Raw genomic sequence first — 24,878 nt, 5'->3', positions numbered from 1 at the left:
CATGATTCGGGCTTGGGCGATGGGCGCCGCGACGGGGCTGGCCCTCGCGACGCTGGCGGGCGCCGCGACGGCGCCAGGCGCATGGGCCGAAGAGGCGAAGCCCAGACCCGCGACCGGAAAGGAAGCGGACTTCATGCCCGAAGCCCTGGCCGAAGTCTCGGACGTGAAGATTCCCGCCATCTCGCTCGGAGACGGAGTCGTCGGGGGCAAGGTGCGCGAACTCGTCTCGCCCATGGGGGCCGGAGCGCATTTCTCCTTCCGCGAACGCAGGCTCTTCCTGCTCTCGGGGCGAGGGCCGACCATCCCCTGCGCCCGGGCCGAAGACTTCGGAACGACCGTCGCGGCGCTCTGCGCGGGCGACGACAAGGGACGGGCCTACGCCCTGCCCGAGTTCACCCCCATGATCCATGAATTCCTGCTCACCAGCGCAGGCGGCTTCAAATATGAATTCTCGCTGCCGCTGCGCGGCGCGAAAGGGCCCGTCGGCGCGCTGCCCAATCTGCCTCTCACCGGATTCGCCTCCGAAACGCCCTATGACGCCAGCGGCGAAAAGCTCAAGCCCGATCCCTCGGGAATCGCGCCCGCCGCCATCGCGCGTCTGCCCGATCAGAGCTTCCTCATCGGAGACGCCAACGGGCCCTCGCTGCTCCATGTCGCCATCGACGGCGAAATCCTCGACCGATACGCCCCGCGCGGATCCGCAGCCCGCTTCAAGGGCGCCGATTATCCCGTCCGCGCCGTGCTGCCCGCCGAACTCGCCCGAGCCGGAGCCAGTGGAGGCATCACCGCCGTCGGCGCCTCGCCCGACGGAGGATACGCCTATTTCGCCGCCGCCGCGCCGCTCGGCGGAAAGGCCGACGCCCGCGCCCTGCGGATCTACCGGTTCAATCTGCCCGACCGTCAGCCCGACGGAGTCTGGGCCTATCAGCTCGAACCCGCCATCGCCTTCGGCGCCGCCGCCACCCAGGATCAGGTCCGGCTCGTCGACATGGACGCCCTCGCCGGCGAAACCCTCACGCTCATGGCCGAAAGCGACGGGCGCAGGCTGCTCGTCTTCGCCGTCACCTTCGAGGAAGGCGCCAGGCTCTCGGACGCCGTCGCCTCGGCCTCGGGGAACGCCGCCTACGAGAGCCTCGACGAAGCCGGACTGCGCAAGGCCAGACTCGCGCCGCTCAAGAAGACCCTCGTCTTCGATTCGGCCTGGGCCCCCGGAAAGCTGCCGCCCCATGTCGAAGGCGTCGCTGTGCTGGCGCTCAACACGCTGCTCGTCGCCAATCTCCATGACGGCGGACTCGGCGGAGATGAGGACAAGCCTCAGGTCAAGCTGATCACCCTCGCCTCGCCCATCGTCCAGCGCGCCGCAGCCGCAGCCGGAGAAGACGGAAAGATCGAAACCGGAGAGACGCCCAAAGAAGAACCGAAGAAGGACTGAAGCCCGGCGACCACCGCTCTCCGCCTTCCCCGGGCGGAGAGATTGCGCCGCGCGGAGGGGATGGCTACATAACGAAGAGGCGGCCGCGCGGCGCAGGACCGCCGCCTCTTCGAAGCTCCCCCCGATCAGCCGCCCTGAAGCGAGCCCGCACCCGCATGAACTGGATCACCTCCTTCGTCCGCCCCAAGCTCGACACGCTGCTCAACCGTCGCGAGTCGCCGGACAATCTCTGGATCAAATGTCCGGAATGCGGCGAGATGATCTTTCATCGCGCGCTGGCCGAAAGCCTCCAGGTCTGCCCCCATTGCAGCCATCACATGCCCGTCTCGCCGGACGCCCGATTCGACGCGCTCTTCGACGAGGGGAGATGGGACCTCATCCCCCTGCCCGATCCGCTGCTCGATCCGCTCAAGTTCCGCGATGAAAAGCGCTATGTCGACCGGCTCCGCGAAGCCCGCAAGAAGCTCAACCGACAGGACGCCATGGCCGCCGCAAAAGGCGCCATAGGCGGAGTCAGAACCGTCGTCGCCGCCCAGAACTTCGCCTTCATGGCCGGATCCATGGGCATGGCCGTCGGAGACGCCATCCTCACCGCCGCGAGAACCGCCGTCGCGGAGCAGGCGCCCTTCGTGCTCTTCTCCGCAGCCGGAGGAGCCCGCATGCAGGAAGGCATCCTCTCGCTCATGCAGATGCCCCGCGCCACCATCGCCGTGCAGATGGTCAAGGAAGCCGGGCTGCCCTATGTCGTCGTGCTGACCCATCCCACCACAGGCGGCGTCACCGCCAGCTACGCCATGCTCGGAGACGTCCAGATCGCCGAGCCGAAGGCGCTTATCTGCTTCGCGGGGCCGAGGGTCATCGAACAGACCATCCGCGAAAAGCTGCCCGAAGGATTCCAGCGTTCGGAATATCTGCTCGACCATGGCATGCTCGACATGGTGACCGACCGCCGCGAACATCGACCCACCCTCGCCAGGCTGCTGCGGCTGCTCATGGATCTGCCGCCCGAACCTCCCGAGGAGGAAGCGCCCAGAGAGAAGCTCCCGCTGCTCGAAGCCGCGCCGCAAGCCGAAATCCGCCCGGCGGAGGCCGTCGAGCCCCCGGGCGCAGCCCCCCAGGCCGCCCCCCTCCAGACCCAGGCGCCTCAGGCGTGAGCGAGGCCCCGGCTCACAAGGCGCCCAGCGACGCCATCCTGGAGCGGCTGCTCGCGCTGCATCCGAAATCCATCGACCTCTCGCTGGGCCGGATCGAAAGGCTGCTCGGAAAGCTCGGGAATCCGGAGAGGAAGCTCCCCCCCGTCATCCATGTCGCGGGGACCAACGGCAAGGGATCGACCTGCGCCTATCTGCGCGCCGGGCTGGAAGCCGCAGGGCGAAGGGTCCATGTCTACATCTCGCCCCATCTGACGCGCTTCCACGAGCGGATCCGGCTGACCGGCGAACTGATCGAAGAAGAAAGACTCGCCGCCCTGCTCGAAGAATGCGAGCGCGCCAACGGCGGAGAGCCCGTCACCTTCTTCGAGATCACCACCGCAGCCGCCTTCCTCGCCTTCTCCAGAGAGCCCGCCGATCAGATCATCCTCGAAGTGGGCCTCGGCGGAAGGCTCGACGCCACCAATGTGATCGAACGGCCCGCCCTCACCATCATCACCCCCGTCTCGCTCGACCATCAGGCCTATCTCGGCGAGACGCTCGGGGCCATCGCCCATGAAAAGGCCGGGATCCTCAAGAAGGGGACGCCCGGCGTCGTCGGGCCCCAGGAGCCCGAAGCCCTCCGAGCCATCGAAGCCCAGGCCATGAGGGTCGGGGCGCCGCTCAGACTCCACGAACGCGACTGGGAGGCCAGAGCCGAAGCCGGTAGGCTGATCGTCGAACATCGCTTCGGACTCTTCGATCTGCCGCTCCCGGCCCTCAAGGGGCCCCATCAGATCGCCAACGCCGGAGGCGCCGTCGTCGCGCTCCAGGCCATGGGCGTCACCGATCCCGAACATCTCGCCAGGGCCATGCTCGACGTCGAATGGCCGGGCAGACTCCAGAAGCTGCGATTCGGACCGCTGCTCGCACTCGCCCCGCGAGACGCCGCCGTCTGGCTCGACGGCGGGCATAATCCCGCCGCTGGGCAGGCCCTCGCCGATCATCTCGACGAGGAGGCCCTCCGGGGCTGGCCGCTGCCGGTCGACGCCGTCTGCGGCATGCTCGACACCAAGGACGCCGAAGGATTCTTCCGACCGCTCCGCAGAAGACTCCGCAAGATCTGGACGGTGACCATCCCCGACGAAGCCCGCGCCGTCCCCGCCGAAAAGCTCGCCGAAGCCGCCCGCCGCGCCGGACTCGACGCAAGGCCCGCGCCCTCGCTCGAAGAGGCCATGCGCGAAATCGGGCGCGAAGCCTCGCCCGCCGGGCGGGTGCTCATCTGCGGATCGCTGCATCTGGCGGGCGTGGTGCTCAGGGACCATTCCTGAAGCTCTCAGGAAAACGGCCCCTTGAAGATGAAGAAGGCCCCCAGAGCGATGAAGCCGAAGCCGAAGGCGTGATTCCACGTCAGGCGCTCGCCCAGGACCGTCACGGCGAAGCCCACGAAGACCGCCAGGGAGATCACCTCCTGCATGGTCTTCAGCTCCGCGCCGGAATAGACCCCATAGCCGATCCGGTTGGCGGGAACCGCAAGCCAGTACTCCACGAAGGCCACGCCCCACGAAGCCATCACCGCCGTCGTCAGGGAGGCCTGAGGGAATTTCAGATGGCCATACCAGGCGATGGTCATGAAGACGTTCGAGCAGATCAGCAGGAGAATCGGCAGGACGTAAGGCGAGGTCAGAATCATGGGGAAACCCTCGGGCGAATGGCCGCGGGGGTTTAAGTCGGCGGACGGAGATCCGCAAGAGGCTCCGGAGGAGAGGACTCCGCCAGAGCCGCCCACGCCGCACGGATCTTCGCCGGGCTCAGCGGGGCGTAGAACTGCCGATCCTCGGCGCCCTGAAGGCGATGCGACACGATCCCCACCGGAACCACCTCGCCCCCGGGAAGAACCCGCGCCGCCAGACTCCCGCTGTCGGCGTCGCGGAAACGGCAGAGATCGCCCAGAGCCTCGAAGACCCCGAGGCGCACGTCCGTCGCCCGCTGGCGGCAGATCCGGACGCTCTGCGCAAGGACGCCCTCCTCGTCCAGACCCATGCCGAAGATCGTCAGGGTCTCGCCGGGGGAGACCTGGGCGCGGGCGCTCTGGGGCAGATCGAGGCCGCCGCCGGGGTCCTCGGGGAGGCGCAAAACCGCCCGGTCATGGCGATGGCGCCCCGCGCCGTCGGGCTCGAACCCGGCGTCCAGAGCCGCGAGGCCGAGGCTCCAGGCCGCGCGGCCATGCTCACGGCCCCGAGGCTCGATCAGGACCTCCACGCGGCTCCAGGCCTCGGCGAGGCAATGGGCCGCCGTCACCACGAGGCCGCCGCGATAGAGAGTCCCGCCGCATTCGCTGCGGGACTCCTGCGGAAGACGGGCGGAAGGCGGATGAATCGCCCGCACCAGAACGAACCATTCCGGAGAAACGGACAGGGACTCGCCGCCGATGAGGCTCGCGGGCGCAGACAGACGACGCGCCGGGCCGGGGGTCAGCTCCTCCACCAGACGCCAGCCCGCATCCTCCAGGCGTTCGGACAGGCGCAGATCCGCAGGAACCGGCGCCGAAGGCGAAAGGCTCAGGCGCGGCGCGGCGAAGCCCGCAGCCAGAAGGCTCGCGGCCAGAACCGCAAGAAGGGAGGATCTCAGATTCATGACGTCTCCGGGACAGGCGAAGGTCAGCGGGAGAACCCGCGAAGGCCCGCCGCGATCAAGGGCTTGAAGATGCTCAGCAGCCCCGCCGCGATCGCGACGAGCAGGGAAAGCGCCGGAAGGGTCACGCCGTAGCCTCCCGCATGGAACAGGACCGCCTCCGAAAGGCGAGGCGCCTGCTCCGCAGCCACGCCCCCCGCAGCCGAAAGCGCGGAGGTCGCCGCAAGGCTCTTGGTCGTCAGGGCGGAGCCGAGCTTCTCGATCCAGTCCATGCGGTCTCCGGGAGAGGTCATCACAGGCGCTCCGGAAGACGGCGCGCGAATGGCGCCAGACGAGGCCAGAGCAAGGCGACGCCCAGAGCAGCCAGAGCCCAGCGCTCCAGAGGCGCCGCGGAAAGTCGCGTCCAGAGCCCGGACAGGAAATCTGGATCAAGGCCGAGGCGCGCGCTCCAGAAGGCGAAGTCCTCGCGCAGGGCCAGAAGCGTCCCCAGAAGCGCAAGAAGCTTGCCCCGGTGACGCACAAGGCGGTCGGCCTCCACGTCGAGGCGCGACGGCGCAGACTCCTCCGGCGGTTCCAGAAAGCCCGAGGACTCCAGAGCCGCTTGCGTCAGGGCGCCGGCCAGGCCGTCGGGAGACAGGCCCCGCGCCTGCTGGAAAGCCCGCAAGGCCGCCTCCGTCCGGGGACCGAAGACCCCGTCCGGCGCGACCGGATGGCCCGCCGCGCTCAGGGCGCGCTGAAGGCGGGACACCTCCTCGCCCTGATCCCCGAGCCGCAGGGCGCGCGTCGGGGAGGCGCCGCTGATCCTGGCGTGATCCGCAGTCAGCTTCAGGTCGTAGCCCGCGCGGGCGTAGGCCGGGCCGTTCCAGATGCGGGCGATCTCCGGCATGTTCAGGGCCCGCAGCGGAGACGCAAGCCCCGTCCGCTCGGCGTAAAGGCGCATCGCCTGCATCTGCTCGGGCCAGCCGCCCGCCAGAAAGGCCGCCCGCATCGCCGAAGCCGAGGCGTAGCCCAGCATCTTCGCGTGATGGCCCATGATCTGCGGAGCCCCGTGGCTGCTCGCCTGCTCCGCAAGCTCGGGGTCGAGCTTCGCCGCTCCGGCGTGAGTCGCGGCGAGCCCGCCCCCCAGACGCCGGAACACATGAGGCTCGAAACGGCGGGCGGCCAGACGCGCCGCGCCGCTCAGATGTCCGCTCTCGCGGTGAAGGATCGCGGCGAGAATCGCGGGCGCGCAGCCCAGCGCCTCCGCCGCCTCGGTCAGAGGCCCGAGGGCCTCGGTGGGAAGGTTGGTCTTCAATCGCATGGCGCGGATTTCCGGAATCTTCAGGGAAAGGCCTCCAGAGCCGCCACCCGGGCCTCAAGTCGGGCGCGGGCGCGGCGTTCGCAGGCCAGAAGGACGAAGGTCAGCTGATCCGGTCTGAGCCCGAGGCGGGAGACAGGCTCGCCGGACGCGTCGCGGCGGCGGCGCCTCTGCGTCACGGGCGCGCCGGACTCGTCGAGAAGGGGGGCTCCGGAGGCGTCCGGAGCGGGGGACTCCTCGGTTTCGTAATCGCGGCAGAACAGGGCGTGGTCGTCGGGGTCCAGGCCCGCAGCCAGAAGCGCAGCCTCCACATCCTGAGCCAGAGGCCCCACGTGAAGCCGCGCGCGGTCGCCCTTCAGGGCGAGGGCGTCCAGCCAGCGCCAGGCGTGCAACGGAAGATCCGCCAGAGCCCGGGACAGGGCCTCCAGCTCTTCGTCGGGCGCGAGATGCTTCATCCGCGCGTCGGAGGTGTTGATCGCCCCCGTCCCCGCGAAGAGAGTCCCGAGGCGTCGCGAAGCCGAGCCGAAGTTGAAGGCGTTGTCCGTCGTGGGCGTCAGGTGGCCGCCGAACTCCGCAGGGCCGGACCTGAGCTGATCCGCCGCCCGCTGGATCGTCGCCGCCGCACGCGAGCCCTGGAGCTGACGGATCTCGACGAACTCCAGAAAGACCTTCCCCCCCGTGGGGATGTTCGCCGGGCGCAGATAGAACCGCCCCTCGACCAGATCCGCCGCGCTCAGGGTCACGCGGCCTCCGATCTCCACCCAGGCGCCCCGCGTCGATGAACTCGCCGCCGCCTGAACGTCCCGGCTCGCGGCCGCGCCGTTGCGCCCCATGAACCACAGGCCCGTCTCGCCCGCCCCGGCGTCCAGAAAGATCCGCGCGCGCGCGTGGTAGGTCTCGCCGGGACGCATCGCCATCAGGGACGCATCCGCCGAATTCCTCAGAACCGGATGGACCGGGACGTAGAGGACTCCGGTGGTTCCGGGGCTGACGTACTGCACGACGGGGCCGGAGGAGCCCGCCGGAATCGCCGGATCTCCCGCAGGAAGCAGGGTCGCCGACCAGCCGGAATAGGCGCCGGAGGAGACCGGAAGCGCGAGGTCTCCGAAGGCCGCCGCCTCAAGCTCGGTCGAGGAGGCCGCCCCCAGAGTCGTCCGCATCGCCGGAGCGTCCGCGTCGTCCAGAAGCGCCCGGGCCGCGGCGGTCAGGGGAGTCAGGGCCCCGGCGCTCGCGCTCGTGAAATAGCCGAGGCGGTCGGCGGCGGGCGTCAGGCCGCCCAGCGCCGTCAGGGCCGTCGTGGAGGCCGCAGCCCCCAGAGCCGTCCGGGCCGCCGCAGCCGTGCCAGCCCCCGTGCCGCCCTGCGTCAGGCCCAGAGGCTGCGCCAGAGTCAAAGCCCCCGTCGTCGCCGCGACTCGAATCGCCTCCACCCAGGCGGAGCCGTCGGCGGAGGTCTTGAGGCTCCAGGCGTCCGAGCCGTTCAGGCCCATCTCCGCGCGCCCGGACCAGTTCGTCTGGAAGAGGAGGCTGGCCGTATCGGCGGAGGCGGCCTTGTTCAGCTTGGCCTGGACCCCCGCTCCCGCATGATTGAACAGGACCGCAGGCGAAGACACCGAAAGCCGGTTCGTCGCATCCGCCGTGGAGCCGCCAAGCCCGAGGCGCTCGAAGGCGGCCTCGGGAGTGGCGCCAGGAAGAGGCCGCCAGGCGGAGCCGTCATGCAGAAGGGTCAGATCCTCATCGGAGATGCGGAGGAACATCCCCTCGACGGGCGACGCGAAGAGCCAGCCGCCGTTCTGGAAGATCGCGATCTCGCCCGCATGACCCGACCAGGCCCCCGAAGGCGAAGGCCCCACGATCCAGCGGGCGCCCTCGTCCGGAGAGGCCGGAGGATCGGACAGGCCCCGCGAAGAGACCGCCAGATGAGTCAGGGCGTCGAGGCGGGCCAGGGCCTCGTTGAGGGGGACGTGCTTCTGGGTCTGGGCGGCTTCGATCAGGGGAAGCCCGAGGCGGAGCGTGTCAGCCATGCGTGAAGACGCTCCTTGCGAAGACGCCGGGCCCGAAGATCGCGGAGATCTGCGCCACGGAGATTTCAAGGGGGAAGCCCGCCCCGTCGGAGGCGCGGGCGGCGGCGGAATAGAGGAAGGCCGGAAAGCTCAGGGTCTCGGCGCGGCGCAGGAGGCCGCCGGAACGGAGCTCCAGGCGGTAAGACTCGCGGGTTTCGTTCAGGGGAGGATCCTCGGGTTCGGTCCAGCCGTCGGCGGAGCCGCGGGAGCGGCGGGACCAGGTCAGGGACAGATCGCCGGAAACGGCGAGGCGAGCCCGCAGGCCCGCAGGAGACAGAGGACGAAAAGCCGAGCCGCCGGACGCCGCCTCCAGAGCCAGAGCGCGGGAATCCGCCCAGCTCAGGGAAGCCGGAGCGAAACGCCAGCGGCGCGCCAGGCCCAGAGGCGCCTCGGGAACCGGAACCACGGCTTCATCCAGCAGCAGGAAGCGCGAGCCCGACGGAAGGGAGTCGGCGCACAGATGCTCCGTCCCCGCCCGGCCCCGCAGCAAGGGCCCCAGACGCCAGACGCCCGGAGCCTCAAGGCGCGCCCCGGAGAATTGCAGGATCTCCCAGGCGCCGGAAGGAGTCCGGATCGCCGCCGCGTTCGCCCCGTTGTAGAGCGCGCCGGGAGGGCGGCCCAGAAGAGGAGGCGCGGAGCCGCCCCCCGCAAGGCCCACCAGCAAGCCGGGGCCCCGCGTCCAGAGATGCGGCGACGACGGCGGCAAGGGCTCCAGAAGGCGGCCCATCGCGGCCGGAGACTCCAGACGGGCCGCCAGAACCCATTCGTCCGGCGAAGCCTCGCGCCAGAGCAGCGCCGGGCCCGTCCAGGGCGAGGCGAAGACCGCAGCCCAGAGAGGGGCCTCCTGTCCGCCCACGCCTGCGGACGGGCCCACGGGAAGATCCGCCAGCTCGCCCGCCAGAGGACCGGGAGCCGCGCTTCTCGGCGAGGCCGGAAGCGGGGCGCTCAAAGGCGCAGGCCGGTGAAGGGGAGGCTCGACGCGGGTCGCCTCCACCGTCAGGGACAGGGAATCCTCCAGGCGGTCGATGCGGTGAAAGGCCGGGACCCCGCCCTCCGGAGCGAAACGCACCACGTCGCCCGGCTGAAGCCCCAGACGAGAAGGCGGCAAGGCGAAGCGCGCCCTCTCGCGGCCGGCCCGGGATTCGGCGAGCCAGCGCTCCGCCACGAAACGCGCCGCAGAGGCGTCCAGAGCCATGGGCGCCTCCAGAACCTCCACGCGGCGGCCGGCCGCGCCAGGAGCCGAAGCCTCCGCAGCCCCGCGCCGGTCCTCCGATTCCGGGCGGATGTGATGAATGCGCACCGCCGCAGGAAGATCCGATTCCTGCGCCCGGGTCAGACTCCAGGCTTCGGACTCCGGAGATTCCGCAAGGACCAGATCCGCCTCGGTCAGCTCCACGACAGGCGCAGAGCCGCGCGGAACGAAGATCAGGCGGCCCGCGCTCTCCACCGCGTCGAAGCCGTGGACCAGAGACAAGGGCGTCAGGGCCTCGCGGGCCGACATCGCGCGGTCGAGGGCGTAGCCCGCAACCGAACCCTGAAGGCGCGAGACCTCCGCATCGGGCTCGCCAGCCGCCGCGCAGATCTCGCGGACCGCAGCCGACAGAGGAGCCGAACCAAGCCGGCCCGTCAGCCAATGGCCCAGAGCCCAGTTCGGCCCGTCGGACCACAGGTCCGTCCGCAGGGGGAATTGCGGATAGGGACGGGCGTCCCAGGTCCAGACGTGGATGTTCGACGCATCGACGAAGCCGGGCGGATTCCTCGACGGATCCGACCAGTAGCCGAGCAGGGCCTGAAGATAGGCGCCCTGCAGGGAATCGTCCCGGGCGCCGGTCGAAAACCAGGGAAGCGCGCTCTCCGAACTCTTGGGGTCGTGGAAGACGTTGGGCTGGTTCGTCCCCTTGTCCACCGCAGGGCAGCCGCATTCCGTGAACCACACAGGCTTCGAGCCGGGAACCCAGGCCGTGGGCGCGGCGCTGCGGAGGCCGCCGGGGCGGTCGTGATGCGCCCGGCTCCACCAGCTGCGGATGTCCTTGGGGCGGAAGACCCAGGGCTCGCCATGGGCGCCGTCCGTGATCGGCGTCCGGATCTGGGCGGAGCGGTCGGAATCGGAGGCGTAATGCCAGTCGTAGCCCTCGCCGCCTTCGATGTTCGCCCGAAGGTGATCCGGATTCTGGATCGAGCCCGCCGAAGCGTCGAGATGGGTCGAGCCCTCGCGCCAGTCGGAGAGAGGGAAATAATTGTCGATCCCCACGAAGTCGATGTCCGGGTCCGACCAGAGCGGGTCCAGATGAAAGAACACGTCGCCGGAGCCGTCCTGAGGGTGATGGCCGAAATACTCCGACCAGTCGGCGGCGTAGCTGATCTTCGTCGAAGGGCCCAGAATGGACCGCACGTCGGAGGCCAGGGCCTTGAAGGCCGCCACCGCAGGATAGATCCCGGGACCGGAACGGATCTGCGTCAGGCCGCGCATCTCCGAGCCGATCAGGAAGGCCTCCACGCCCCCCGCAGCCTTGCACAGATGCGCGTAATGCAGGATCTGGCGGCGGAAGGACCATTCCGCAGGCCCGTGGTAAGGGATCGTCAGGCCGTTCCAGGAGCCGAAGTCTCCCGGAGCGGCGGAGCCGAAGAAGCTCGCCACCTCGGAAGCCGCGGAGGGAGTCCCGTCGGGTGAGCCGGGGCGGCCCGCAGCCGTCGACAGCGTGATCCGGCCCCGCCAGGGAAAGGCGGGCTGCGCAGAAGCCCCCGTCCAGGGATCGGGGAGCGCGTTCCCCCCAAGCACCTCCATCATCAGGAAGGGATAGAAGACAACCCGCAGATCCCGGCGGCGAAGCTCGCGGATGGCGGAGAAGACTCCGGCGTCGGCGGGCGTGCCGCCGTAAACCGCATGGCCCGAGCCGTCCCGGGCCAGAAGGCGACCCTCAGGACGCCCCACGCCTCCCGCCATCCAGGGCGCGCGGACCTCCGCCGCCGAAGCATGCTCCACCCCGGGGCGGATCCGGCAGGAGCCGCAACGCAGATCCTCGCCGAACCACGAGGCCACAAGGGCCACGCTCTCCAGATGCGGAGCCTGGTCCTGAAGCTGGTCCAGAGACAGGACGAGATCCGGAACATCGGCCGAGGCGTTCAGATTGGGCGTCCAGGACTGGCCCTCGGCGGCGGCCCGCTCCGCCTCGGTGGCGCCGGGAGCAGCGCCCTCCAGAATCACAGGATCCGCGTTCAGAACCCATTCGCCCGCCCCCGGAATCAGGGTCACGCCGCGGATCAGGCGGCTCGGAGACCCCGACTCCTCGGGCGCGCGGCGGGTCTCCACCGAAATCTGCGGAACGCGGTCGCCGAAAGGTCCGAGAGGAAGATCCTCGAACACCAGATAGGCGAGACCGCGATAGGCGGGCGCATGACGGGGCCCCTCCAGAGAGAGGATCAGGGGATCGGGCTCCTGATCCTCCGTCCCGCGATGCAGCCGCCAGGTCACGCCGTTCAGGTCCATCGGCTGGCCGTCGGCCCAGATGCGGCCGATCCCCGAGATCGGGCCCTCGCAAAGCCCCACCGCAAGGCTGATCGAATAGCTGTATTCCGTCACGCGGGAGCTCGGGGCCCCCTTGCCGCCCCCCACCTTGCGGGTCGTCGCGCGCTCCAGAAAGCGCGAGGCCCAGAGAAGCTGTCCGCCCAGACGAAGCGTTCCGAAAAGACGCGGAACCGGAGCCCCCTCCGTCGAGGCCGTCAGGCGCAGATCCTGAAGCCGGGGGCCCTGGACCGCGCTCGATCCGGGGCCCAGAAGGCGCTGGTCCAGCAGGCCGCCCAGAGCGCCGCCGATCGCCGAACCGATCTGGGCGCCCGTCAGGGCCGCTCCCAGAAAGCCCACGCCCGAAGGCAGAAGCGCCGAACCCAGGGCCGAACCGGCCGCCATGAGGGCGAGAGTCGCCATGAATCAGAACTCCGGTCAGGACTCGGGGGGAAGGGCGGGGAAACGGAAGGCGCCCACCAGGCGCCGCCGCCAGGGATGATCGAGGGCGGTCTCCGCGACGGCGTGGCCGCTCCAGGCGTGAATCATCCGGTCGGGCGCGCTGAGGATCCCCACATGCTTCGCAGGGCCGGAACGGCGCATCCGGAACAGCAGGACGTCGCCGGGAAGACGCGCCGCAAGAGGGACCTCCTCAAGCCAGCGGCGCGCCGCCGCCTGCAAGGGCTCGGCGCCGTCCGCCTCGCCCCAGTCGGGGGCGTAAGGGGGCGTCGGTTCGGGCTCCGCGCCGTGCAGCGCGCGCCAGATCCCCCGCACAAGGCCGAGGCAATCGCAGCCCGCCCCGCGAGTCGACTGCTGGTGAAGATAGGGCGTGCCCAGCCACAGACGGGCCTCGGACAGGACGAGAGCGGAAGCGGTCATGCAGGACTCCAGGCTGCGCAGGGCGGCGTTGCGCCGCGAAGACTCCGCCCCTATAAACGCCCCGCATGCGGCGAGGCCGCAGGGGAAGAGTGGCCGAGCGGTTGATGGCACTGGTCTTGAAAACCAGCGACGGGGCGACCCGTTCGTGGGTTCGAATCCCACCTCTTCCGCCAGGCCTCCCCGGGGCGTGGGGCGGCGCGTGACCGGAGACGCGGATCTCAGGGCCCGCAGGATCGCGGCGGGACTCTCGCAGGCGCGGCTCGCCGAACTCAGCGGAGTCGCGCAGCATCGGCTCTCGGGAGGCGAACGCGGCGCAAGAAGCCTCAGGCCGGAAGAACGCGCGAAGCTGGAGGCCGTCCTCCGGGATCCCGGGAGGATCGGAGCCGCAAGGGCAAGGCCGAAGAGATTCCAGCCTCATGTCCGCTCGGAAAGGCCCAGGGAGCCGCAATCCAGAGCGCGGCCCGGACTCACCGCAGGAAATCCGGAGTATCTCCGGGAGCTGGCCAGGCTGGAGGAGAAGGCCTCGGCCGGGTTCTCGGCGCTCAGCCTCTTCGCCGGAGCCGGTGGGATGAGCCTCGGATTCCGCAGCGCAGGATTCGCCGTTGGAGGATTCGTCGAGATCGACGAAGAGCTCGCCGCCATCTACGCCGCGAACTTCCCCGAAGCCCGCCGGATCGGCGCCGACGTCCGGAGATTCGGGAACAGGGAGATGGACGCCTTCCTCGAAGCCCATGGGCCGGTCGACGCGCTGATCGGCGGGCCGCCCTGCCAGGGATTCAGCCTCACGGGAAAGCGTCGCGAGGATGATCCCCGCAACGCCCTCTTCCGGGACTATCTGCGGGTCCTCGGGCGCATCAGGCCGAAACTCGCGGTGATGGAGAACGTCGCCCGGCTCACCTCCATGCGCGGGGCCTCGGGGAGATCGGTCGGGGCCGACATCGCGCAGGGATTCAGGGAGGCCGGATATGACGTCAGGGCCTGTCTGCTCGACGCCCAGGACTTCGGCGTGCCCCAGCATCGGGAGCGGGTCTTCTTCCTCGCCGTCGACCGAAGGCTCGGGAGGGCGCCGGAGCCCCCTCGGCCCGGCCATGGCGAAGGACGCGCGGCGCTCCGCAGCTTCGGAGACGCCTGCTCGGATCTCGAATTCCTGGAGGCCGGAGAACAGGGCGAAGATCCGCTGCATCGCGCCGTCGCCCATCCCGACCATGTGCTGGACTGGCTCAGGGAGGTGCCCGAAGGCGCAAGCGCCCATGACAACCAGGATCCCGCGAAAAGACCGCCCTCGGGATACAACACCACCTACAAGCGCCAGATCTGGAATCAGCCCGCCGCGACGGTCCAGACCACCTTCGGCATGATCTCGGGATCAAGGAACGTCCATCCCCACGCCACAAGGGCGCTCACCATCCGCGAAGCCGCAAGGCTGCAATCCTTCCCCGATTCCTTCCGGTTCTCCGGAAAGCTCGGGACGATCCGCACCGGAATCGGCAACGCCGCCCCGCCCCTCCTCGCAAGGGCCGTCGCGGAGGAGATGGCGCGCAGACTCCGCAGCTTGACGGAGAAGCCACAGGCGTGAGACTCGCCGGTGAACCGGAAAGGGAGGAGAGCGCCACATGAACGCGACAGACGGATGGCGCGAATCCGCGCAGGCCTGGATCGACAGCCTCGGAGAAGACGGCGATTTCGGACGCAGATGGGTGCTCGACAGGCCCATGCTCGAAAGAGCGAAAGGCGCAAGGAAGGCGCTCGACGTCGGGTGCGGCGAAGGACGATTCTGCCGCATGATGCAGGCTCAGGGAACGCGGACGCTCGGAGTCGATCCCACGGAAGGACTCGTCGCCAGAGCCCGAGAAAGGCATCCGCAAGGCGGATATCTCCAGGCCACCGCCGAAGACATGCAGGTCGAGGACGGCGGATTCGATCTCGTCGTCTCCTATCTCTCGCTCATCGACATTCCGGGGCTGGAGCAGGCCGCCGCCAACATGGCCAGAGCGCTGGAGCCCGGCGGAAGGCTGCTCGTCGCGAATCTCACCTCCTTCTCCTCGGCGGGGACCGTCGCGGGAAGATGGCTGCGCGACAGGGATGGAGCGCTCAGGGGATTCCTCATGGATCATTATCTCGAAGAACGGGCCGAATGGGTCGAATGGAAGGGAATCCGCATCCGCAACTGGCACAGGCCTCTGGAAAGCTACATGCGGGTCTTCCTCGATCTCGGGTTGAGGTTGACCCATTTCGCCGAGCCGAAGCCCCATGGCGGAGATCCGGAGATCGCGGCGCGCTACGTCCGGGCGCCCTGGTTCCATATCCTCGAATGGCGCAAGGAGACGTGAAAACAGGACGTCAGGATGTGAAGCGCGAGCGGCCGTCATGGGGCTCGCCGGAGCGGGGATAGGAGGTCAGCCAGTCGTCGCCGGGCATATGCGGAAAGCCCCGGAAATTCTTCTGATTGGCGAAGCGGTCGCGGCAGGTCGCAAAGGCCTTGTCGCAGCCGGGAAGGATCGTGAAGGCGTCGCCCGGAGAAGGCGCCACGGGAGGCTCCGTCCAGAATTCGAGGCGGGCGCCGAGGGAATCCCGCATGTGGCTCCGCAGGCGCTGGCGGCGGCCCGCATTCGCGCCCGAAGTCCATTCCAGAACCCCGCCCGCGAAAAGCCCCGCCGTCTCGGAATCCAGCTCGGCGGCGCGAAAGGAGCCGTCGGGTTCGAGGCGGGAAAGACTGGCGGCGTGCTGGTGGGCCGCAGGATTCAGGCCGCAACGGCTGTCGCAGAATTCGGCGTCGCAGTGCAGGAGATAGGCCCGTCCGAAAGGCTGGTTCAGGCGATGGCTCAGGCCCCGCAACTCCGCCTGAAAGCCCAGAGAGCCACGCGAGACCTCGCCCAGAGACCCCCGGAAGATCAGGGCCCGAGCCTCCCCGGGGTTGGACCAGTCCACCAGCCAGAGGCGCACCTCGGCTTCGTCGTAAAGGCCCGCGCTGAGGTCGGATTCCGTCAGGCTCTCCGAAGAGAGCGCGCCCTGAAGCTCCGTGGAGGTCGGGGCGAGCCCAAGGCCCATGTCCAGAGCGCCCGCCTCGTTCACGGCGGCGGGGCGGAAGGTCAGGCCGTCGAAGGTCAGGGGCTCGTCATGGTCGGTCAGGCCGAGGGCGGAGCCGTCGCGGCGATCCAGACGCCAGCAGCGGCACAAGGAAGCCGCCCCCGAATCCAGAGCGGCTTGCAGGGCGGGCGGAAGAACGCGGCTCATGGGCGGATCTCGATGATCGGAATGGAGGGCGCAGCCCCCGCCTCGAAGCCCGCAAGGTCGATCTCCAGGCGGTCCGTGTCGAAGCGCACGGGCGTGTCGAAGAGAAAGCCCGCCGTCACGCGGGCCCCCTCGGGCGGAGGAGTCGGAAAGCTCAGAAGCCCCGTGATGGGATCAAGGGAGGGAAAGGCGGGCGCGCCCTCCACGGCGACGAGGAGGCTCTCCTCCAGAGGCTTGAAGATCGGGCGCTCGTAAGACGCGCTCCCCGACAGATAGGCCTTCACCAGCTGGAACTCGCGGCGGGAGCCGTCGCCGAAGCCCAGAAGCTGGTCGGTCGCGCTCGGGGCCTGCGAAGGCGCGCAGGATTTGAAGTCCAGCCAGTCCTTCCAGCGGAAGCCGTGCAGACGCCCCCGGCGAGCCTCGAAGAAGGCCACAAGGGCGTGAAGATCGTCGAGCCGGCGAAGGCCGAGCCCCGCGTCATAGCGGCGGCGCGAATGACGCCAGGGAGTCTGGCGCTCCTCGCGGCCGCTCGCCAGAGTCACGACGCGCGTGCGCCGCTCGGGACCGCCGACGGAGCCAAAGGACAGATCGGTCGGAAAGCGGATTTCGTGAAAGGCGGTCATCAGGCGCTCGCGCAGAAGGGGTTAGAGCGTTTTCCAGCGAAGCCGCTTCGGCTTCGCGTCGTGAAAACGCGACCAAACAAAAGGTTAGAGCGTTTGAACGACCCAACCTGGTCGGAAAACGCTCTAAAGGTTGCGGCCGCCCCGCGCGGCCAGACGGCGCATCGCAGCCGCGATCTGGGTTTCCGAACGCCGGAAACCCTCCACGTCGGGCGTGCTGATGTTGATCGTCACGTGCGGGGAACGGGCGCGCCCTCCTCCCTCCGCCGCCACGCCGAGGCGTCCATCCGCGCCACGCTGCAAGGGCATGATCGCCTCGGGCCCGGCCTCTCCCATCAGGCCCAGGCCGCTCCGCATCGGAAAGAGCGTCGGGGCGCCGACCACGCCTCCGGAGGCGAAGGCGCGGATGCGGCCGCCCTCGAAGGCCGCGCCCTGGGCGAAGCCCGGAACGGCGTTGCTCAGGATCGAGGCGAAGGCGTTCTGAACCGGCTTCAGGGCCGCCGAAAGCGCCGTCCGGGAGACGTCCAGGGCGAGGCCCCGCAGGGCGTCCGAAAGCTTCGTCCCCTTGAAGAGCATCGAATCGAAGGCGCGCCCCAGATCGCCCGAAAAACTGCGCGACAACTGGCGCGAGTCCTCGGAGACCGCCCGCAATTGAGCGCCGACGTTGCGCAGGTCGCTCGTCACGGCGGCGGAAGTCCGGGCGCTCGTCGCGCGCCAGTCGGAAGCCGCCGAACTCAGGGCGCGGAAATCCTCGGGAGTCGTCATGAAGGGCCTTCGTCAGGATGGCGGGAGAGCAAGGATTCAAGATCGGCGCGGCTCATCGGGTCGGGGGTCTCGGTCAGGCCGAAGGCTCCACGCAAGGCCGCCGCGAATTCGCGGGGACTCAGGCTCCAGAAGCTCTCGGGAGACAGGCGCAGCACGCCCAGACCCAGAGCCGTCAGGCGAGGCCAATCCATGTCAGGCCCCGAAAGCCGCTTTGAGAAGATCCGCCGCCAGACGCGCCGCGCCCGAAGCCCCGCCGGGAATCTCCATGCGGGAGACCTCGGCGTCGGTGGTCTCGGCCCCCGCGCCGCGAAGGCCGGCCCCGATCACCGCCGCAAGATCCGAAGCCCGGAGACTCCCGGATTCGAAACGGGCGGCCAGAGCGGTCAGATCCTCGGCGCCGAGAGTCTGTTCGAGTTCGGCCAGAGCGCCGAGAGTCAGGCGAAGGCGGCGGGGAGCGCCGTCGAGAAGCGCCTCGACCTCGCCGCGATGAGGATTGGCGGGCATGGGGAAACCTCAGAGAGGGGTGAAGGTCAGGGCCCCCGCCGAAGCGAGGGCGAGGTCGTAGCTCGCGGCGTCGTCATGCTCGCCGCGATATTCCAGAGCCGTGATCTGAAACGGGCCCTCCACGGTTCCGAAATCCGGAATCACGATCCGCCAGGAGACGATCGAATCCGCGAAGAACAGACTCCGCACCGAGGCGTCGGAGGCGGCGTCCTTGAAGATCCCGGAGCCCGAGACCGAAGCCGAACGCGCCCCCGCCCCCGCCAGAAGCTCGCGCCAGCGGCCCGCGCTCTCGGAATGGGTGGAGTCCACGGTCTGGGCGTTGAAGCTCAGGCGCGCCGAGCGCAAGCCCGCAACGCTCGTGAAGACGCCGGAGCCGGAGGCGTCGAGTTTCAGGAGAAGGTCCTTGCCTTTTTGGGCGGCCATGAGGAAACGCCTTCATCTTCAATGATTGCAGGAAGGGCGGAAGCGAAGCGCGCGATCCGGTCAGGATTCGTCGTCCTCGACGCGGGCCGAGAAGACCGCGCGGATCAGGCGGGTCTCGCCCTGCTCCTCGCGCCGGGTTTCGGAGCCCTCGAAGCGCAGATGGATCAGGCGGCCGCGTGTGAGGACCAGAGAAGGGTCGTCGAGGGCGTCGCACAAGGCCGAGAGAATCCTCTTGGCCTCCGCAAAGCCCCGGCCCCGAGACCAGATCTCGAAGCTCAGGCGGTGAAGGGCTCCCGAATGGCCCCGGGCGTCCCAGGCCTCGGTCGTCTCGTCGCCCATCGTCAGATAGGGAGGACGAGGCGCCCCGGGGCCGTCGGCGTGCGGGGGAGCGTCGAAGACGCGGCCCGAGCCGCCCAGAGCCGAAGTCAGGGCCGGAAAGCTCGAAAGCTGCGCGAAGATCGCCCGGTGCAAGGGCCAGCTCAGGGCGGCGGTCATGACGGAGAACCCTCCTCGCAGAGGCAGACGAGGCGACGGCCGCGGCCGTCCATGTCGAAGACCGCGCGGATGTCCAGGATGGCCTCGCCCGTCCGGAAACGCTGATCCGCGCGAGGACGCGCCGAAGCTCCGGGCGCCGAAGAGCGCAGGGTCACGCGGTGAGTCACCCGCTGGGCCTGGCGGCTCTCCAGCAGGCTCTCGAAGCCGCTGGCCGCCTCGACGACGGCGAAGACCTCGCCGATCTTCACCCAGCCCGACAGATAGCCGCCGCCCTCGTCGGGAAGCGCCGCGCGCGCCTCCAGATCGAGGCGCCAGCGGGGAACGGTGGCGCGAGGCATCAGGAGCCTCCTTTCTTCAAAGACGGATCCCGGCCCAGGGCGCGAGCAGGGAAGCCAGACCGAAAGGCGTTTCGGAAAGCCCCGAGGCCGAAGCCTCGCGGTTCTCGAACCAGTGGGCCGCCAGCATCAGGACAGCCTCCGCAAGATCCGGAGGAAGAGGGTCCAGGCCAGCCGTGAAGCTCACCCGGGCCGATCCGCCCGGAAGGATCTCCGGCCAGAAGGCGCCGGGGACCGGACGCAGGCGAGGAGAGGAAGCCGCGGAGTCGAGGCGCCAGTCCGTCCAGAGGGTCTCCGCGCCCGCCGCGTCGATCAGGCGGATCTCCGGCAGGCCGCTCAAGGGGCTCCTCGGCAGACGAAGCGCGCCCGAAGACTCCAGAGGCCAGGAGGCAAGCCGCCAGACGCAGGCGCGGGGAGTCAGGAGAAGGCCGAGACGGCGCTCCAGATGGGCCGAAGCCGCCAGAAGCCAGGAATCGAGGCCGGAATCCTCCGCAGGAGAAGAACCCGAGCCGAAGCCCTCCGCCAGACCGAGACGGCGCCCGAAGGCGCTCCGGGGAACAGGCGGAGAGGCGAGAGGCGAGACGTCAAGCGTCGCCATGTGTTAACCTCCGGAAGCTGAGCCCCAACCTTAAGGGCAGGAGCGGAGGGGCGGGTTGATGGACGGCGCGCGACGTGAGAAAATCGCGCGACGTCTGGACGGGATCGGGAATGATGCAGTCGCAAGGAACGGTCTGGCAGAAGCTCACGGAGCTCTGGGGAGCCATCCAGGATCAGGCCGCGCGGTTCTACGCGGAGCTCGAAGGCGATTCTCCCGCATGGCTCAAGCTGGCGGTGCTGGGGCTGGTCCTCTTCCTGCTCTTCTGGGTCGTCGTCCTCTCGCAGCGCGCCAGAACGCTCGACATGGAGCGCAGGGCCCAGCAGGTCAGGGCCCAGGCCGCAGAACGAAACGGACTCAAGCTCGCCCCCCTCGGAGACAACTCCCTGCCCGATCCCAGGCATGGAAGCGACAGGCCGCTCTGGAGGAACTTCTTCCTGCTCGTCGGGCTCGTCGTGCTGACGGGCGTGCTCGCGCATCGGCAACTGCGGGGAGAGGCGGGCGTCGCCTATTCCGGGCCAGGACCGGTCTACGCAGGCCCCGTCTATCCGCAGCCCTGGACGCCGCAGGTCGAACAGACCCTCTGGCTGGAGCCGCGACAGCCCGAGCCGAGGGCCATCCAGCCCGCCTCGCATCGGGTGATCGAGACGAGGCCGCCGGAGCAGGCCGCGACGCTCTCGCCGGAAGTCAGGGAGATCTTCGGCGGGGAAACCGTCGCGCCCACTTGCGGCGGAAAGCCCGTCTCCCTCGGGTCGGCCAGATTCTTCATCCGCTCCGAAGCCGTCGCCGGAGCCTCGGGCGCCGCGCCCGAAATGTTCTGGGCCGAATTCGACAGGAAAAGAGCCGCAGAGGCCAGGCGCTATTACGAAACCACCGATCGGCCCGCCATGATCGGTCAGTTCGGCGCGAAGTCGAGAGCCGCAGCCTACAGCGCCAACAATCTCGCCGTCGCGCTGTTTCACACAGGCGATTGCGTCAAGGCGGAAAGCCTCTTCAGGGAAGCCAGAGAGCTGGCGCAGACCCTCGGCATGCCTTTCGCCGACCGCATGCGCATCGATCAGAACTACGCCCATTTCCGGGCCATCAGGGCGGTCGCAGGCGGAGGCTGAAAGCCCCCGCCCCTCTCGACGCCGCCTTACGAGGCCGCGAACTTCAGAAGCTTGATCGCCGCGAAATCCGTCACGTCGCCGCCCACGCGCTTCGTCGCGTAGAAGAGCACATGCGGCTTCGCGCTGTAGGGATCGCGCAGGATCCGCAGCTCGGGGCGCTCGGCCAGGGTGTAGCCCGACCGGAAATCGCCGAAGGCCACCGCGAAGGAATTCGCGGCCACGTCCGGCATCTCCTCCACGATGGTCACCCCATGGCCCAGAAGGGTCGCGGGCTGACCCGCCGCCAGCCCGTCGCTCCAGAGATAGCGGCCGTCCACGTCCTTCATCCGGCGGATCGCGCCCGCCGTCTTCGAATTCATCACGAAGGAGGCGTTCGAGCGGTAGCCCGCAGGAAGCGCGTAGACCAGATCCGCCAGGGCGTCGCCCGGATGGCTCGCCGCGAAGGCGCCCGCCGCGCCCGTCGCCACATAGCCCAGAGAGCCCCAGGCCCAGGAGGCGTTCGCCACAGCCGTGTGATTCAGGAAACCCCGCGGCTTGTCCACGCCGTCGCCCGTCACCGCCGCAGCCGTCTCGGCCCGCGCGAAACGCGCCGCGATCCGCTCGGCCAGCCAGCTCTCCACGTCGAAGGCGGAGTCGTCGAGGAGGCGCTGCGAAGCCTTCGGATTGGCCGTCAGGTCGTGCAGGCGGATCGAGATCCGCGCCAGAGCCGGGGTCGTGGTCTCGGCCACGGTTCCGCTCTCGGCGATCCAGCTGGCGGTCATCTCGCTGTGGTCGATCAGGGCGTCGTAGCTCCCCGACTCCACCTGGACCACGTTCGCCAGAACGCGCATCGGGGAAGCCCCGCGCAACACCGTCTCGATGCGGGCGGAGGTCTGGGAATCCACCAGGACGCCGCCGTCGGCGGCCACGGCGGTCGTCATGCCCTTCTCCTGGTAGCCCAGGGCGCGAAGCTGGCTCTCGTCGCCCTGACGCACATAGGCCGCGAAGGCCTTCGCCTGGGGACGGCTCTCGACGCTCGTCGCGAGGGCCGGGCGGGAGATTTCGGAGGCGCGGCGGTCCAGGGCGCGGCGCAGGGTCTTCGCCTCGGAGGCCAGAGCCAGGGCGGCGGTCTTCAGATCGGGAGTCATCGGATGTCCTTGAATGGGGAAGGTCAGAGGGCGAGGGCCAGAGCGGCCTCGGCCAGAGCGGCGGCCACGGCCTGCTCGTCCGGGTCGGGCGAGGGGACGACGGGCGCCGCGCGCGCCCCCGGAGCCATCGGGAAGGTCACGAGGGAGATCTCCCAGAGGTCGATCTCGGAAAGGCGGCGGCCCCCGTCCGCAAGGCTCTCGGCGCTGGTCGCGCGATAGCCGATGGACAGGCCGTCCAGAGCGCCCAGGGCCAGAAGAGCCGCAGCCTCGCGGCCAGCCTGAGTCTCCAGAGCCAGGCGGCCCGAGACGAACAGACCCCGCGAATCCTCGCGGATCTCGTCCCAGACGCCGATCGGCGTCGCAGGGTCATGCTGCCACAGCAGCTTCACCGAAGGCCCGAAAGCCCCGCGGCGCGCCAGACTCGCCGCGAAGGCCCCAGGAGCGATCCGGTCGCCGCTCTGGTCGGGGGCGTCGAAGAGGGCCGCATGGCCGGAGAACAAGCCGGAAGACGCCGAAGCGCTCTCGCGCAAGGGCGGAGACGCGCAGAATTTCGTCTCGAGAAGAGGAGCGTGAAGCATGAGGACTCGCGGTCAGGTTTCGGAAGGCGGGTCGAAATCGGGAGGGGGCGGGCCGAAGCCCAGAAGACTCCGTTTCTCCGCAAGGCTCAGGAAATCCGCCCCCGCCACGCGCGCCCAATAGGCGTCGCGCTCCAGAGACAAGGCCGGAACCTCGTCAAGATCAGGGGTCAGGGTCAGGTCCGGGCCGAAGCGCGGAGCAAGCCAGCTCGTCAGGGCCGAAGCGCATTTGTGCAGAAGCGGCAGGATCGTCTGGCGGTGAAAGGCGCGGTTCGCCTCCTGGTAATTCGCGTAGGTGTTGTCGCCAGGAAGGCCGAGCAGCATCGGAGGCACCCCCAGAGCAAGCGCGATCTCGCGGGCGGCGTTCTCCTTCGAGCGCAGGAACTCCATGTCGGCCGGGCTGAAGCCCATCGGCTTCCAGTCGAGGCCGCCCTCCAGGAGCATCGGGCGGCCCGCGTTGCGCGGGCCCTGGTGATGGCTCTCCAGCTCCTCCTTCAGGCGGTCGTATTGCGGATCGGTCAGGCGGCCCGCGCCGTCCGACCCGCTGTAGACGATGGCGCCCGAGGGTCGGGCCGCGTTGTCCAGCAGAGCCTTGTTCCAGACCGCCGCAGCCCCGTGAAGATCAACCGCCACCGCAGCAGCCTCCAGAGCCGAAAGGCCGTAATGATCATCCAGAGGATGGAAGGTCTTCAGATGCAGGATCGGAGGATCCAGACCCCGCATCGGAAAGCGGTGGAAACGGCCCTCCACGCGATATTCATAGGACTCCGGCCAGCCGTCCGGGCCCGGAAGCAGGCGCATCCGGTCGGGGCGAAGGATGTAAAGCTCGCGCGGAGGAGACTCCGGCGGGCCCGCCGCCTCCACATAGGCGTTTCCGGCCCCCACCAGATGCCCATACAGATGCTCCAGAAACTCCGGCCCGCTCTGGGACGGATTCGGGCGCCGGAGGACATCGAGCAGAGGATGGCGCTCCATCGGAATCTCGCCGCGCGTCAGAAGCCAGGGAACCGAAGCCGCCGATTCCGCGATCAGGCGCAGACAACGATGCGCAACCGCGTTCTCCACATAGGCCCGGCGCGCCAGAGCGCCGTAATCGCGCGGAGTCCAGACCGCGCGGCCCGGAGTCTGAAAGGCCACCAGGGGGCCGGCGGCGCTCGCCTTGGCCTGAGGAGGCCCCGGACTCGCGGAAGAGGGCGCGCCCCGAAAGGCGCGCGAAAGAAAAGAAGAGAGGGACAAGGGGACTCCTGTGGGAGAAGGAGGCGGGCGAGGAGCTCTCCCTTGGTAAGGGAGAGGTCGAAGCGCGGGTTCGACTCCGCCAAAGGGATTCGAACCTTGGAGGCGGAAGGGGCTCCCCTGCTCAGGGAGTAGGCGTCAGAGGCCGCGCACCCGAGGAGCAGGCGGCGGGGCGCTCAGGAGAAGATCCGTGATCGCCCAGACCAGGGCGTCGAGGCGGTCGGGACTGCGGCCCCCCCCAGGCCCCAGACCCGAAGCGCCGAAGCTCCGCATCTGGTCCTCAAGCTCGGGAAACATCCCCACATGGCGGATGCGGCCCTGTTCATACAAGGCAGCCACAGGCTCCGCCCGAAGGCGCTTCCCGCGAGTCGCGTAGACCCCCCGAAAAGGGATGTTCGGGGCGCTCTGGCGAAGGATCGTCTCCACCATGTCGCCGCCCTGGTTGATCTCGGCCACCAGGCGATCCGCCCGAAACTGCGCGAAGGCCGTCGCGGCGCGCTCGGCCCAGACCGCAGGACTCTTCCCCCGCGCAGACCAATCCGCCAGAACCCAGGCCGTCCAGTCGGAAGGCTCGCCCTCCATCACCGCCCCCGCGACCACGATCCCGCAGGCGTCCGACTGAGGGCCGCCCAGAATCGGAGGGTCCACAGCAACCACCACCCGATCCAGAAGCGGAGCCTCCGAAGCGCGGGAGGCGTCCAGAAGCGCCGCGCTCCACAAGGCGCCGGGGGCCTCGGTGAGAAGCTCGCCTTCAAGCTCCTGACGCCCCAGAGACGTGCCGCCATAACGACGACGCACGTAGCTCAGGAAGGCCGGAGCCAGATTCGCCGCGTTCTCCGAAGTCGGGGCGCGGGTCACGGCCGTCGAAGGATCCGCCAGAAGCGTCTCAAGGACAGGATTGCGCCGGGGAGTCGTCGTCACCAGAGCCTGAG

At 69.3% G+C, this 24,878-nt stretch carries 25 protein-coding genes, 1 tRNA gene and 1 pseudogene; 7 read left to right on the top strand and 20 right to left on the bottom strand.

Annotated elements, in window-relative coordinates; translation table 11 throughout:
• Position 1: 1 nt before the first annotated feature.
• The 3 genes from PHN62_RS11065 to PHN62_RS11055 all read left to right on the top strand — a co-directional run bounded on the left by PHN62_RS11065 (position 2) and on the right by PHN62_RS11055 (position 3,893).
• Positions 2-1,432, top strand: a complete 1,431-nt coding sequence (locus tag PHN62_RS11065; protein ID WP_300150400.1) for an esterase-like activity of phytase family protein — start codon at positions 2-4, stop codon at positions 1,430-1,432.
• A gap of 155 nt (positions 1,433-1,587) precedes the next feature.
• Positions 1,588-2,586 (top strand): acetyl-CoA carboxylase, carboxyltransferase subunit beta, encoded by a 999-nt coding sequence (accD, locus tag PHN62_RS11060; RefSeq protein WP_300150397.1) that lies wholly within the window; start codon positions 1,588-1,590, stop codon positions 2,584-2,586.
• Positions 2,583-3,893, top strand: a complete 1,311-nt coding sequence (locus PHN62_RS11055; RefSeq protein WP_300150394.1) for a folylpolyglutamate synthase/dihydrofolate synthase family protein — start codon at positions 2,583-2,585, stop codon at positions 3,891-3,893. The genes accD and PHN62_RS11055 overlap by 4 nt, the downstream gene beginning before the upstream one ends.
• A gap of 5 nt (positions 3,894-3,898) precedes the next feature.
• On the opposite strand, the gene PHN62_RS11050 is transcribed toward PHN62_RS11055, so the two are convergent.
• The 7 genes from PHN62_RS11050 to PHN62_RS11020 are packed head-to-tail and all read right to left on the bottom strand — an operon-like array spanning position 3,899 to position 12,934.
• Entirely contained in the window at positions 3,899-4,255 is a 357-nt protein-coding gene (locus PHN62_RS11050) for a DMT family protein (RefSeq protein ID WP_300150391.1), read from the bottom strand.
• A 32-nt stretch (positions 4,256-4,287) separates the two neighbouring features.
• The gene (locus PHN62_RS11045; protein WP_300150389.1) at positions 4,288-5,199 is read right to left on the bottom strand and encodes a trypsin-like serine protease; all 912 of its coding nucleotides are present in this window, start codon (positions 5,197-5,199) and stop codon (positions 4,288-4,290) included.
• A gap of 23 nt (positions 5,200-5,222) precedes the next feature.
• Positions 5,223-5,489 carry a hypothetical protein gene (locus PHN62_RS11040; protein WP_300150388.1) on the bottom strand — a complete coding sequence of 89 codons (267 nt, stop codon included), beginning with the start codon at positions 5,487-5,489 and terminating at the stop codon, positions 5,223-5,225.
• Complete coding sequence (locus PHN62_RS11035) at positions 5,489-6,496, bottom strand: N-acetylmuramidase domain-containing protein (RefSeq protein ID WP_300150386.1); 1,008 nt, start codon at positions 6,494-6,496, stop codon at positions 5,489-5,491. Before PHN62_RS11035 ends, PHN62_RS11040 begins: the two co-directional genes overlap by 1 nt.
• 20 nt (positions 6,497-6,516) lie before the next feature.
• The gene (locus tag PHN62_RS11030; protein ID WP_300150384.1) at positions 6,517-8,514 is read right to left on the bottom strand and encodes a DUF2793 domain-containing protein; all 1,998 of its coding nucleotides are present in this window, start codon (positions 8,512-8,514) and stop codon (positions 6,517-6,519) included.
• Entirely contained in the window at positions 8,507-12,478 is a 3,972-nt protein-coding gene (locus PHN62_RS11025; RefSeq protein WP_300150382.1) for a glycoside hydrolase/phage tail family protein, read from the bottom strand. Before PHN62_RS11025 ends, PHN62_RS11030 begins: the two co-directional genes overlap by 8 nt.
• 15 nt (positions 12,479-12,493) lie before the next feature.
• A complete protein-coding gene (locus PHN62_RS11020; RefSeq protein WP_300150379.1) occupies positions 12,494-12,934 on the bottom strand; it encodes an NlpC/P60 family protein in 441 nt (146 codons plus the stop codon).
• Positions 12,935-13,017: 83 nt separating this feature from the next.
• Here PHN62_RS11020 and PHN62_RS11015 point away from each other — a divergent pair.
• From PHN62_RS11015 to PHN62_RS11005, 3 genes are all read left to right on the top strand, one after another.
• Positions 13,018-13,107 (top strand) — tRNA-Ser (locus PHN62_RS11015).
• On the top strand, positions 13,080-14,510 hold the full coding sequence (dcm, locus tag PHN62_RS11010; protein ID WP_300150375.1) for a DNA (cytosine-5-)-methyltransferase: 1,431 nt from the start codon (positions 13,080-13,082) through the stop codon (positions 14,508-14,510). The genes PHN62_RS11015 and dcm overlap by 28 nt, the downstream gene beginning before the upstream one ends.
• A gap of 37 nt (positions 14,511-14,547) precedes the next feature.
• Entirely contained in the window at positions 14,548-15,264 is a 717-nt protein-coding gene (locus PHN62_RS11005) for a bifunctional 2-polyprenyl-6-hydroxyphenol methylase/3-demethylubiquinol 3-O-methyltransferase UbiG (protein WP_300150371.1), read from the top strand.
• A 10-nt stretch (positions 15,265-15,274) separates the two neighbouring features.
• Here PHN62_RS11005 and PHN62_RS11000 read toward each other — a convergent pair whose 3' ends face one another.
• The 9 genes from PHN62_RS11000 to PHN62_RS10960 form a co-directional block, all read right to left on the bottom strand.
• Positions 15,275-16,168, bottom strand: a complete 894-nt coding sequence (locus PHN62_RS11000; protein ID WP_300150368.1) for a DUF2163 domain-containing protein — start codon at positions 16,166-16,168, stop codon at positions 15,275-15,277.
• Positions 16,165-16,788: a DUF2460 domain-containing protein gene (locus tag PHN62_RS10995; RefSeq protein ID WP_300150366.1), complete on the bottom strand. Its 624-nt coding sequence runs from the start codon at positions 16,786-16,788 to the stop codon at positions 16,165-16,167. The genes PHN62_RS11000 and PHN62_RS10995 overlap by 4 nt, the downstream gene beginning before the upstream one ends.
• A 123-nt stretch (positions 16,789-16,911) precedes the next feature.
• Complete coding sequence (locus PHN62_RS10990) at positions 16,912-17,550, bottom strand: phage tail tape measure protein (RefSeq protein ID WP_300150363.1); 639 nt, start codon at positions 17,548-17,550, stop codon at positions 16,912-16,914.
• Positions 17,547-17,741 (bottom strand): rcc01693 family protein, encoded by a 195-nt coding sequence (locus PHN62_RS10985; RefSeq protein ID WP_018632115.1) that lies wholly within the window; start codon positions 17,739-17,741, stop codon positions 17,547-17,549. The genes PHN62_RS10990 and PHN62_RS10985 overlap by 4 nt, the downstream gene beginning before the upstream one ends.
• Before the next feature lies 1 nt (position 17,742).
• On the bottom strand, positions 17,743-18,054 hold the full coding sequence (locus PHN62_RS10980; protein ID WP_300150357.1) for a gene transfer agent family protein: 312 nt from the start codon (positions 18,052-18,054) through the stop codon (positions 17,743-17,745).
• 9 nt (positions 18,055-18,063) lie between these two features.
• Entirely contained in the window at positions 18,064-18,477 is a 414-nt protein-coding gene (locus tag PHN62_RS10975) for a phage major tail protein, TP901-1 family (RefSeq protein ID WP_300150355.1), read from the bottom strand.
• Positions 18,478-18,537: 60 nt separating this feature from the next.
• Positions 18,538-18,972, bottom strand: a complete 435-nt coding sequence (locus PHN62_RS10970) for a DUF3168 domain-containing protein (RefSeq protein ID WP_300150353.1) — start codon at positions 18,970-18,972, stop codon at positions 18,538-18,540.
• Positions 18,969-19,310 carry a head-tail adaptor protein gene (locus PHN62_RS10965; protein ID WP_300150350.1) on the bottom strand — a complete coding sequence of 114 codons (342 nt, stop codon included), beginning with the start codon at positions 19,308-19,310 and terminating at the stop codon, positions 18,969-18,971. Before PHN62_RS10965 ends, PHN62_RS10970 begins: the two co-directional genes overlap by 4 nt.
• A gap of 16 nt (positions 19,311-19,326) precedes the next feature.
• Positions 19,327-19,905, bottom strand: a complete 579-nt coding sequence (locus PHN62_RS10960) for a head-tail connector protein (protein ID WP_300150347.1) — start codon at positions 19,903-19,905, stop codon at positions 19,327-19,329.
• 110 nt (positions 19,906-20,015) lie between these two features.
• Here PHN62_RS10960 and PHN62_RS10955 point away from each other — a divergent pair, with 110 nt between their 5' ends.
• Entirely contained in the window at positions 20,016-21,011 is a 996-nt protein-coding gene (locus PHN62_RS10955) for a hypothetical protein (RefSeq protein ID WP_300150345.1), read from the top strand.
• Between the two features lie 26 nt (positions 21,012-21,037).
• Here the strand turns inward: PHN62_RS10955 and PHN62_RS10950 are convergent, their stop codons facing one another.
• From PHN62_RS10950 to PHN62_RS10935, 4 genes and pseudogenes are all read right to left on the bottom strand, one after another.
• The gene (locus tag PHN62_RS10950) at positions 21,038-22,138 is read right to left on the bottom strand and encodes a phage major capsid protein (protein ID WP_300150341.1); all 1,101 of its coding nucleotides are present in this window, start codon (positions 22,136-22,138) and stop codon (positions 21,038-21,040) included.
• A 23-nt stretch (positions 22,139-22,161) separates the two neighbouring features.
• Complete coding sequence (locus PHN62_RS10945; protein ID WP_300150338.1) at positions 22,162-22,716, bottom strand: HK97 family phage prohead protease; 555 nt, start codon at positions 22,714-22,716, stop codon at positions 22,162-22,164.
• Between the two features lie 12 nt (positions 22,717-22,728).
• On the bottom strand, positions 22,729-23,949 hold the full coding sequence (locus tag PHN62_RS10940; RefSeq protein WP_300150335.1) for a phage portal protein: 1,221 nt from the start codon (positions 23,947-23,949) through the stop codon (positions 22,729-22,731).
• A gap of 135 nt (positions 23,950-24,084) precedes the next feature.
• A pseudogene (locus PHN62_RS10935) lies at positions 24,085-24,878 on the bottom strand (ATP-binding protein); the annotation flags it as partial.

Source organism: Neomegalonema sp. (genome assembly GCF_028688855.1).
GTDB lineage: Bacteria > Pseudomonadota > Alphaproteobacteria > Rhodobacterales > Rhodobacteraceae > Neomegalonema.
The sequence above is the reverse complement of the archived record's forward strand: the minus strand, read 5'-3'. Positions and strand labels throughout refer to the sequence as shown.

Bases quoted from the DNA above. Each gene is read 5' to 3' on its own strand.
- PHN62_RS11065 (WP_300150400.1), top strand. From the start codon at position 2: ATGATTCGGGCTTGGGCGATGGGCGCCGCGACGGGGCTGGCCCTCGCG.
- accD (WP_300150397.1), top strand. From the start codon at position 1,588: ATGAACTGGATCACCTCCTTCGTCCGCCCCAAGCTCGACACGCTGCTC.
- PHN62_RS11050 (WP_300150391.1), bottom strand. From the start codon at position 4,255: ATGATTCTGACCTCGCCTTACGTCCTGCCGATTCTCCTGCTGATCTGC.
- PHN62_RS11045 (WP_300150389.1), bottom strand. From the start codon at position 5,199: ATGAATCTGAGATCCTCCCTTCTTGCGGTTCTGGCCGCGAGCCTTCTG.
- PHN62_RS11040 (WP_300150388.1), bottom strand. From the start codon at position 5,489: ATGACCTCTCCCGGAGACCGCATGGACTGGATCGAGAAGCTCGGCTCC.
- PHN62_RS11035 (WP_300150386.1), bottom strand. From the start codon at position 6,496: ATGCGATTGAAGACCAACCTTCCCACCGAGGCCCTCGGGCCTCTGACC.
- PHN62_RS11030 (WP_300150384.1), bottom strand. From the start codon at position 8,514: ATGGCTGACACGCTCCGCCTCGGGCTTCCCCTGATCGAAGCCGCCCAG.
- PHN62_RS11025 (WP_300150382.1), bottom strand. From the start codon at position 12,478: ATGGCGACTCTCGCCCTCATGGCGGCCGGTTCGGCCCTGGGTTCGGCG.
- PHN62_RS11020 (WP_300150379.1), bottom strand. From the start codon at position 12,934: ATGACCGCTTCCGCTCTCGTCCTGTCCGAGGCCCGTCTGTGGCTGGGC.
- PHN62_RS11005 (WP_300150371.1), top strand. From the start codon at position 14,548: ATGAACGCGACAGACGGATGGCGCGAATCCGCGCAGGCCTGGATCGAC.
- PHN62_RS11000 (WP_300150368.1), bottom strand. From the start codon at position 16,168: ATGAGCCGCGTTCTTCCGCCCGCCCTGCAAGCCGCTCTGGATTCGGGG.
- PHN62_RS10995 (WP_300150366.1), bottom strand. From the start codon at position 16,788: ATGACCGCCTTTCACGAAATCCGCTTTCCGACCGATCTGTCCTTTGGC.
- PHN62_RS10990 (WP_300150363.1), bottom strand. From the start codon at position 17,550: ATGACGACTCCCGAGGATTTCCGCGCCCTGAGTTCGGCGGCTTCCGAC.
- PHN62_RS10985 (WP_018632115.1), bottom strand. From the start codon at position 17,741: ATGGATTGGCCTCGCCTGACGGCTCTGGGTCTGGGCGTGCTGCGCCTG.
- PHN62_RS10980 (WP_300150357.1), bottom strand. From the start codon at position 18,054: ATGCCCGCCAATCCTCATCGCGGCGAGGTCGAGGCGCTTCTCGACGGC.
- PHN62_RS10975 (WP_300150355.1), bottom strand. From the start codon at position 18,477: ATGGCCGCCCAAAAAGGCAAGGACCTTCTCCTGAAACTCGACGCCTCC.
- PHN62_RS10970 (WP_300150353.1), bottom strand. From the start codon at position 18,972: ATGACCGCCGCCCTGAGCTGGCCCTTGCACCGGGCGATCTTCGCGCAG.
- PHN62_RS10965 (WP_300150350.1), bottom strand. From the start codon at position 19,310: ATGCCTCGCGCCACCGTTCCCCGCTGGCGCCTCGATCTGGAGGCGCGC.
- PHN62_RS10960 (WP_300150347.1), bottom strand. From the start codon at position 19,905: ATGGCGACGCTTGACGTCTCGCCTCTCGCCTCTCCGCCTGTTCCCCGG.
- PHN62_RS10955 (WP_300150345.1), top strand. From the start codon at position 20,016: ATGATGCAGTCGCAAGGAACGGTCTGGCAGAAGCTCACGGAGCTCTGG.
- PHN62_RS10950 (WP_300150341.1), bottom strand. From the start codon at position 22,138: ATGACTCCCGATCTGAAGACCGCCGCCCTGGCTCTGGCCTCCGAGGCG.
- PHN62_RS10945 (WP_300150338.1), bottom strand. From the start codon at position 22,716: ATGCTTCACGCTCCTCTTCTCGAGACGAAATTCTGCGCGTCTCCGCCC.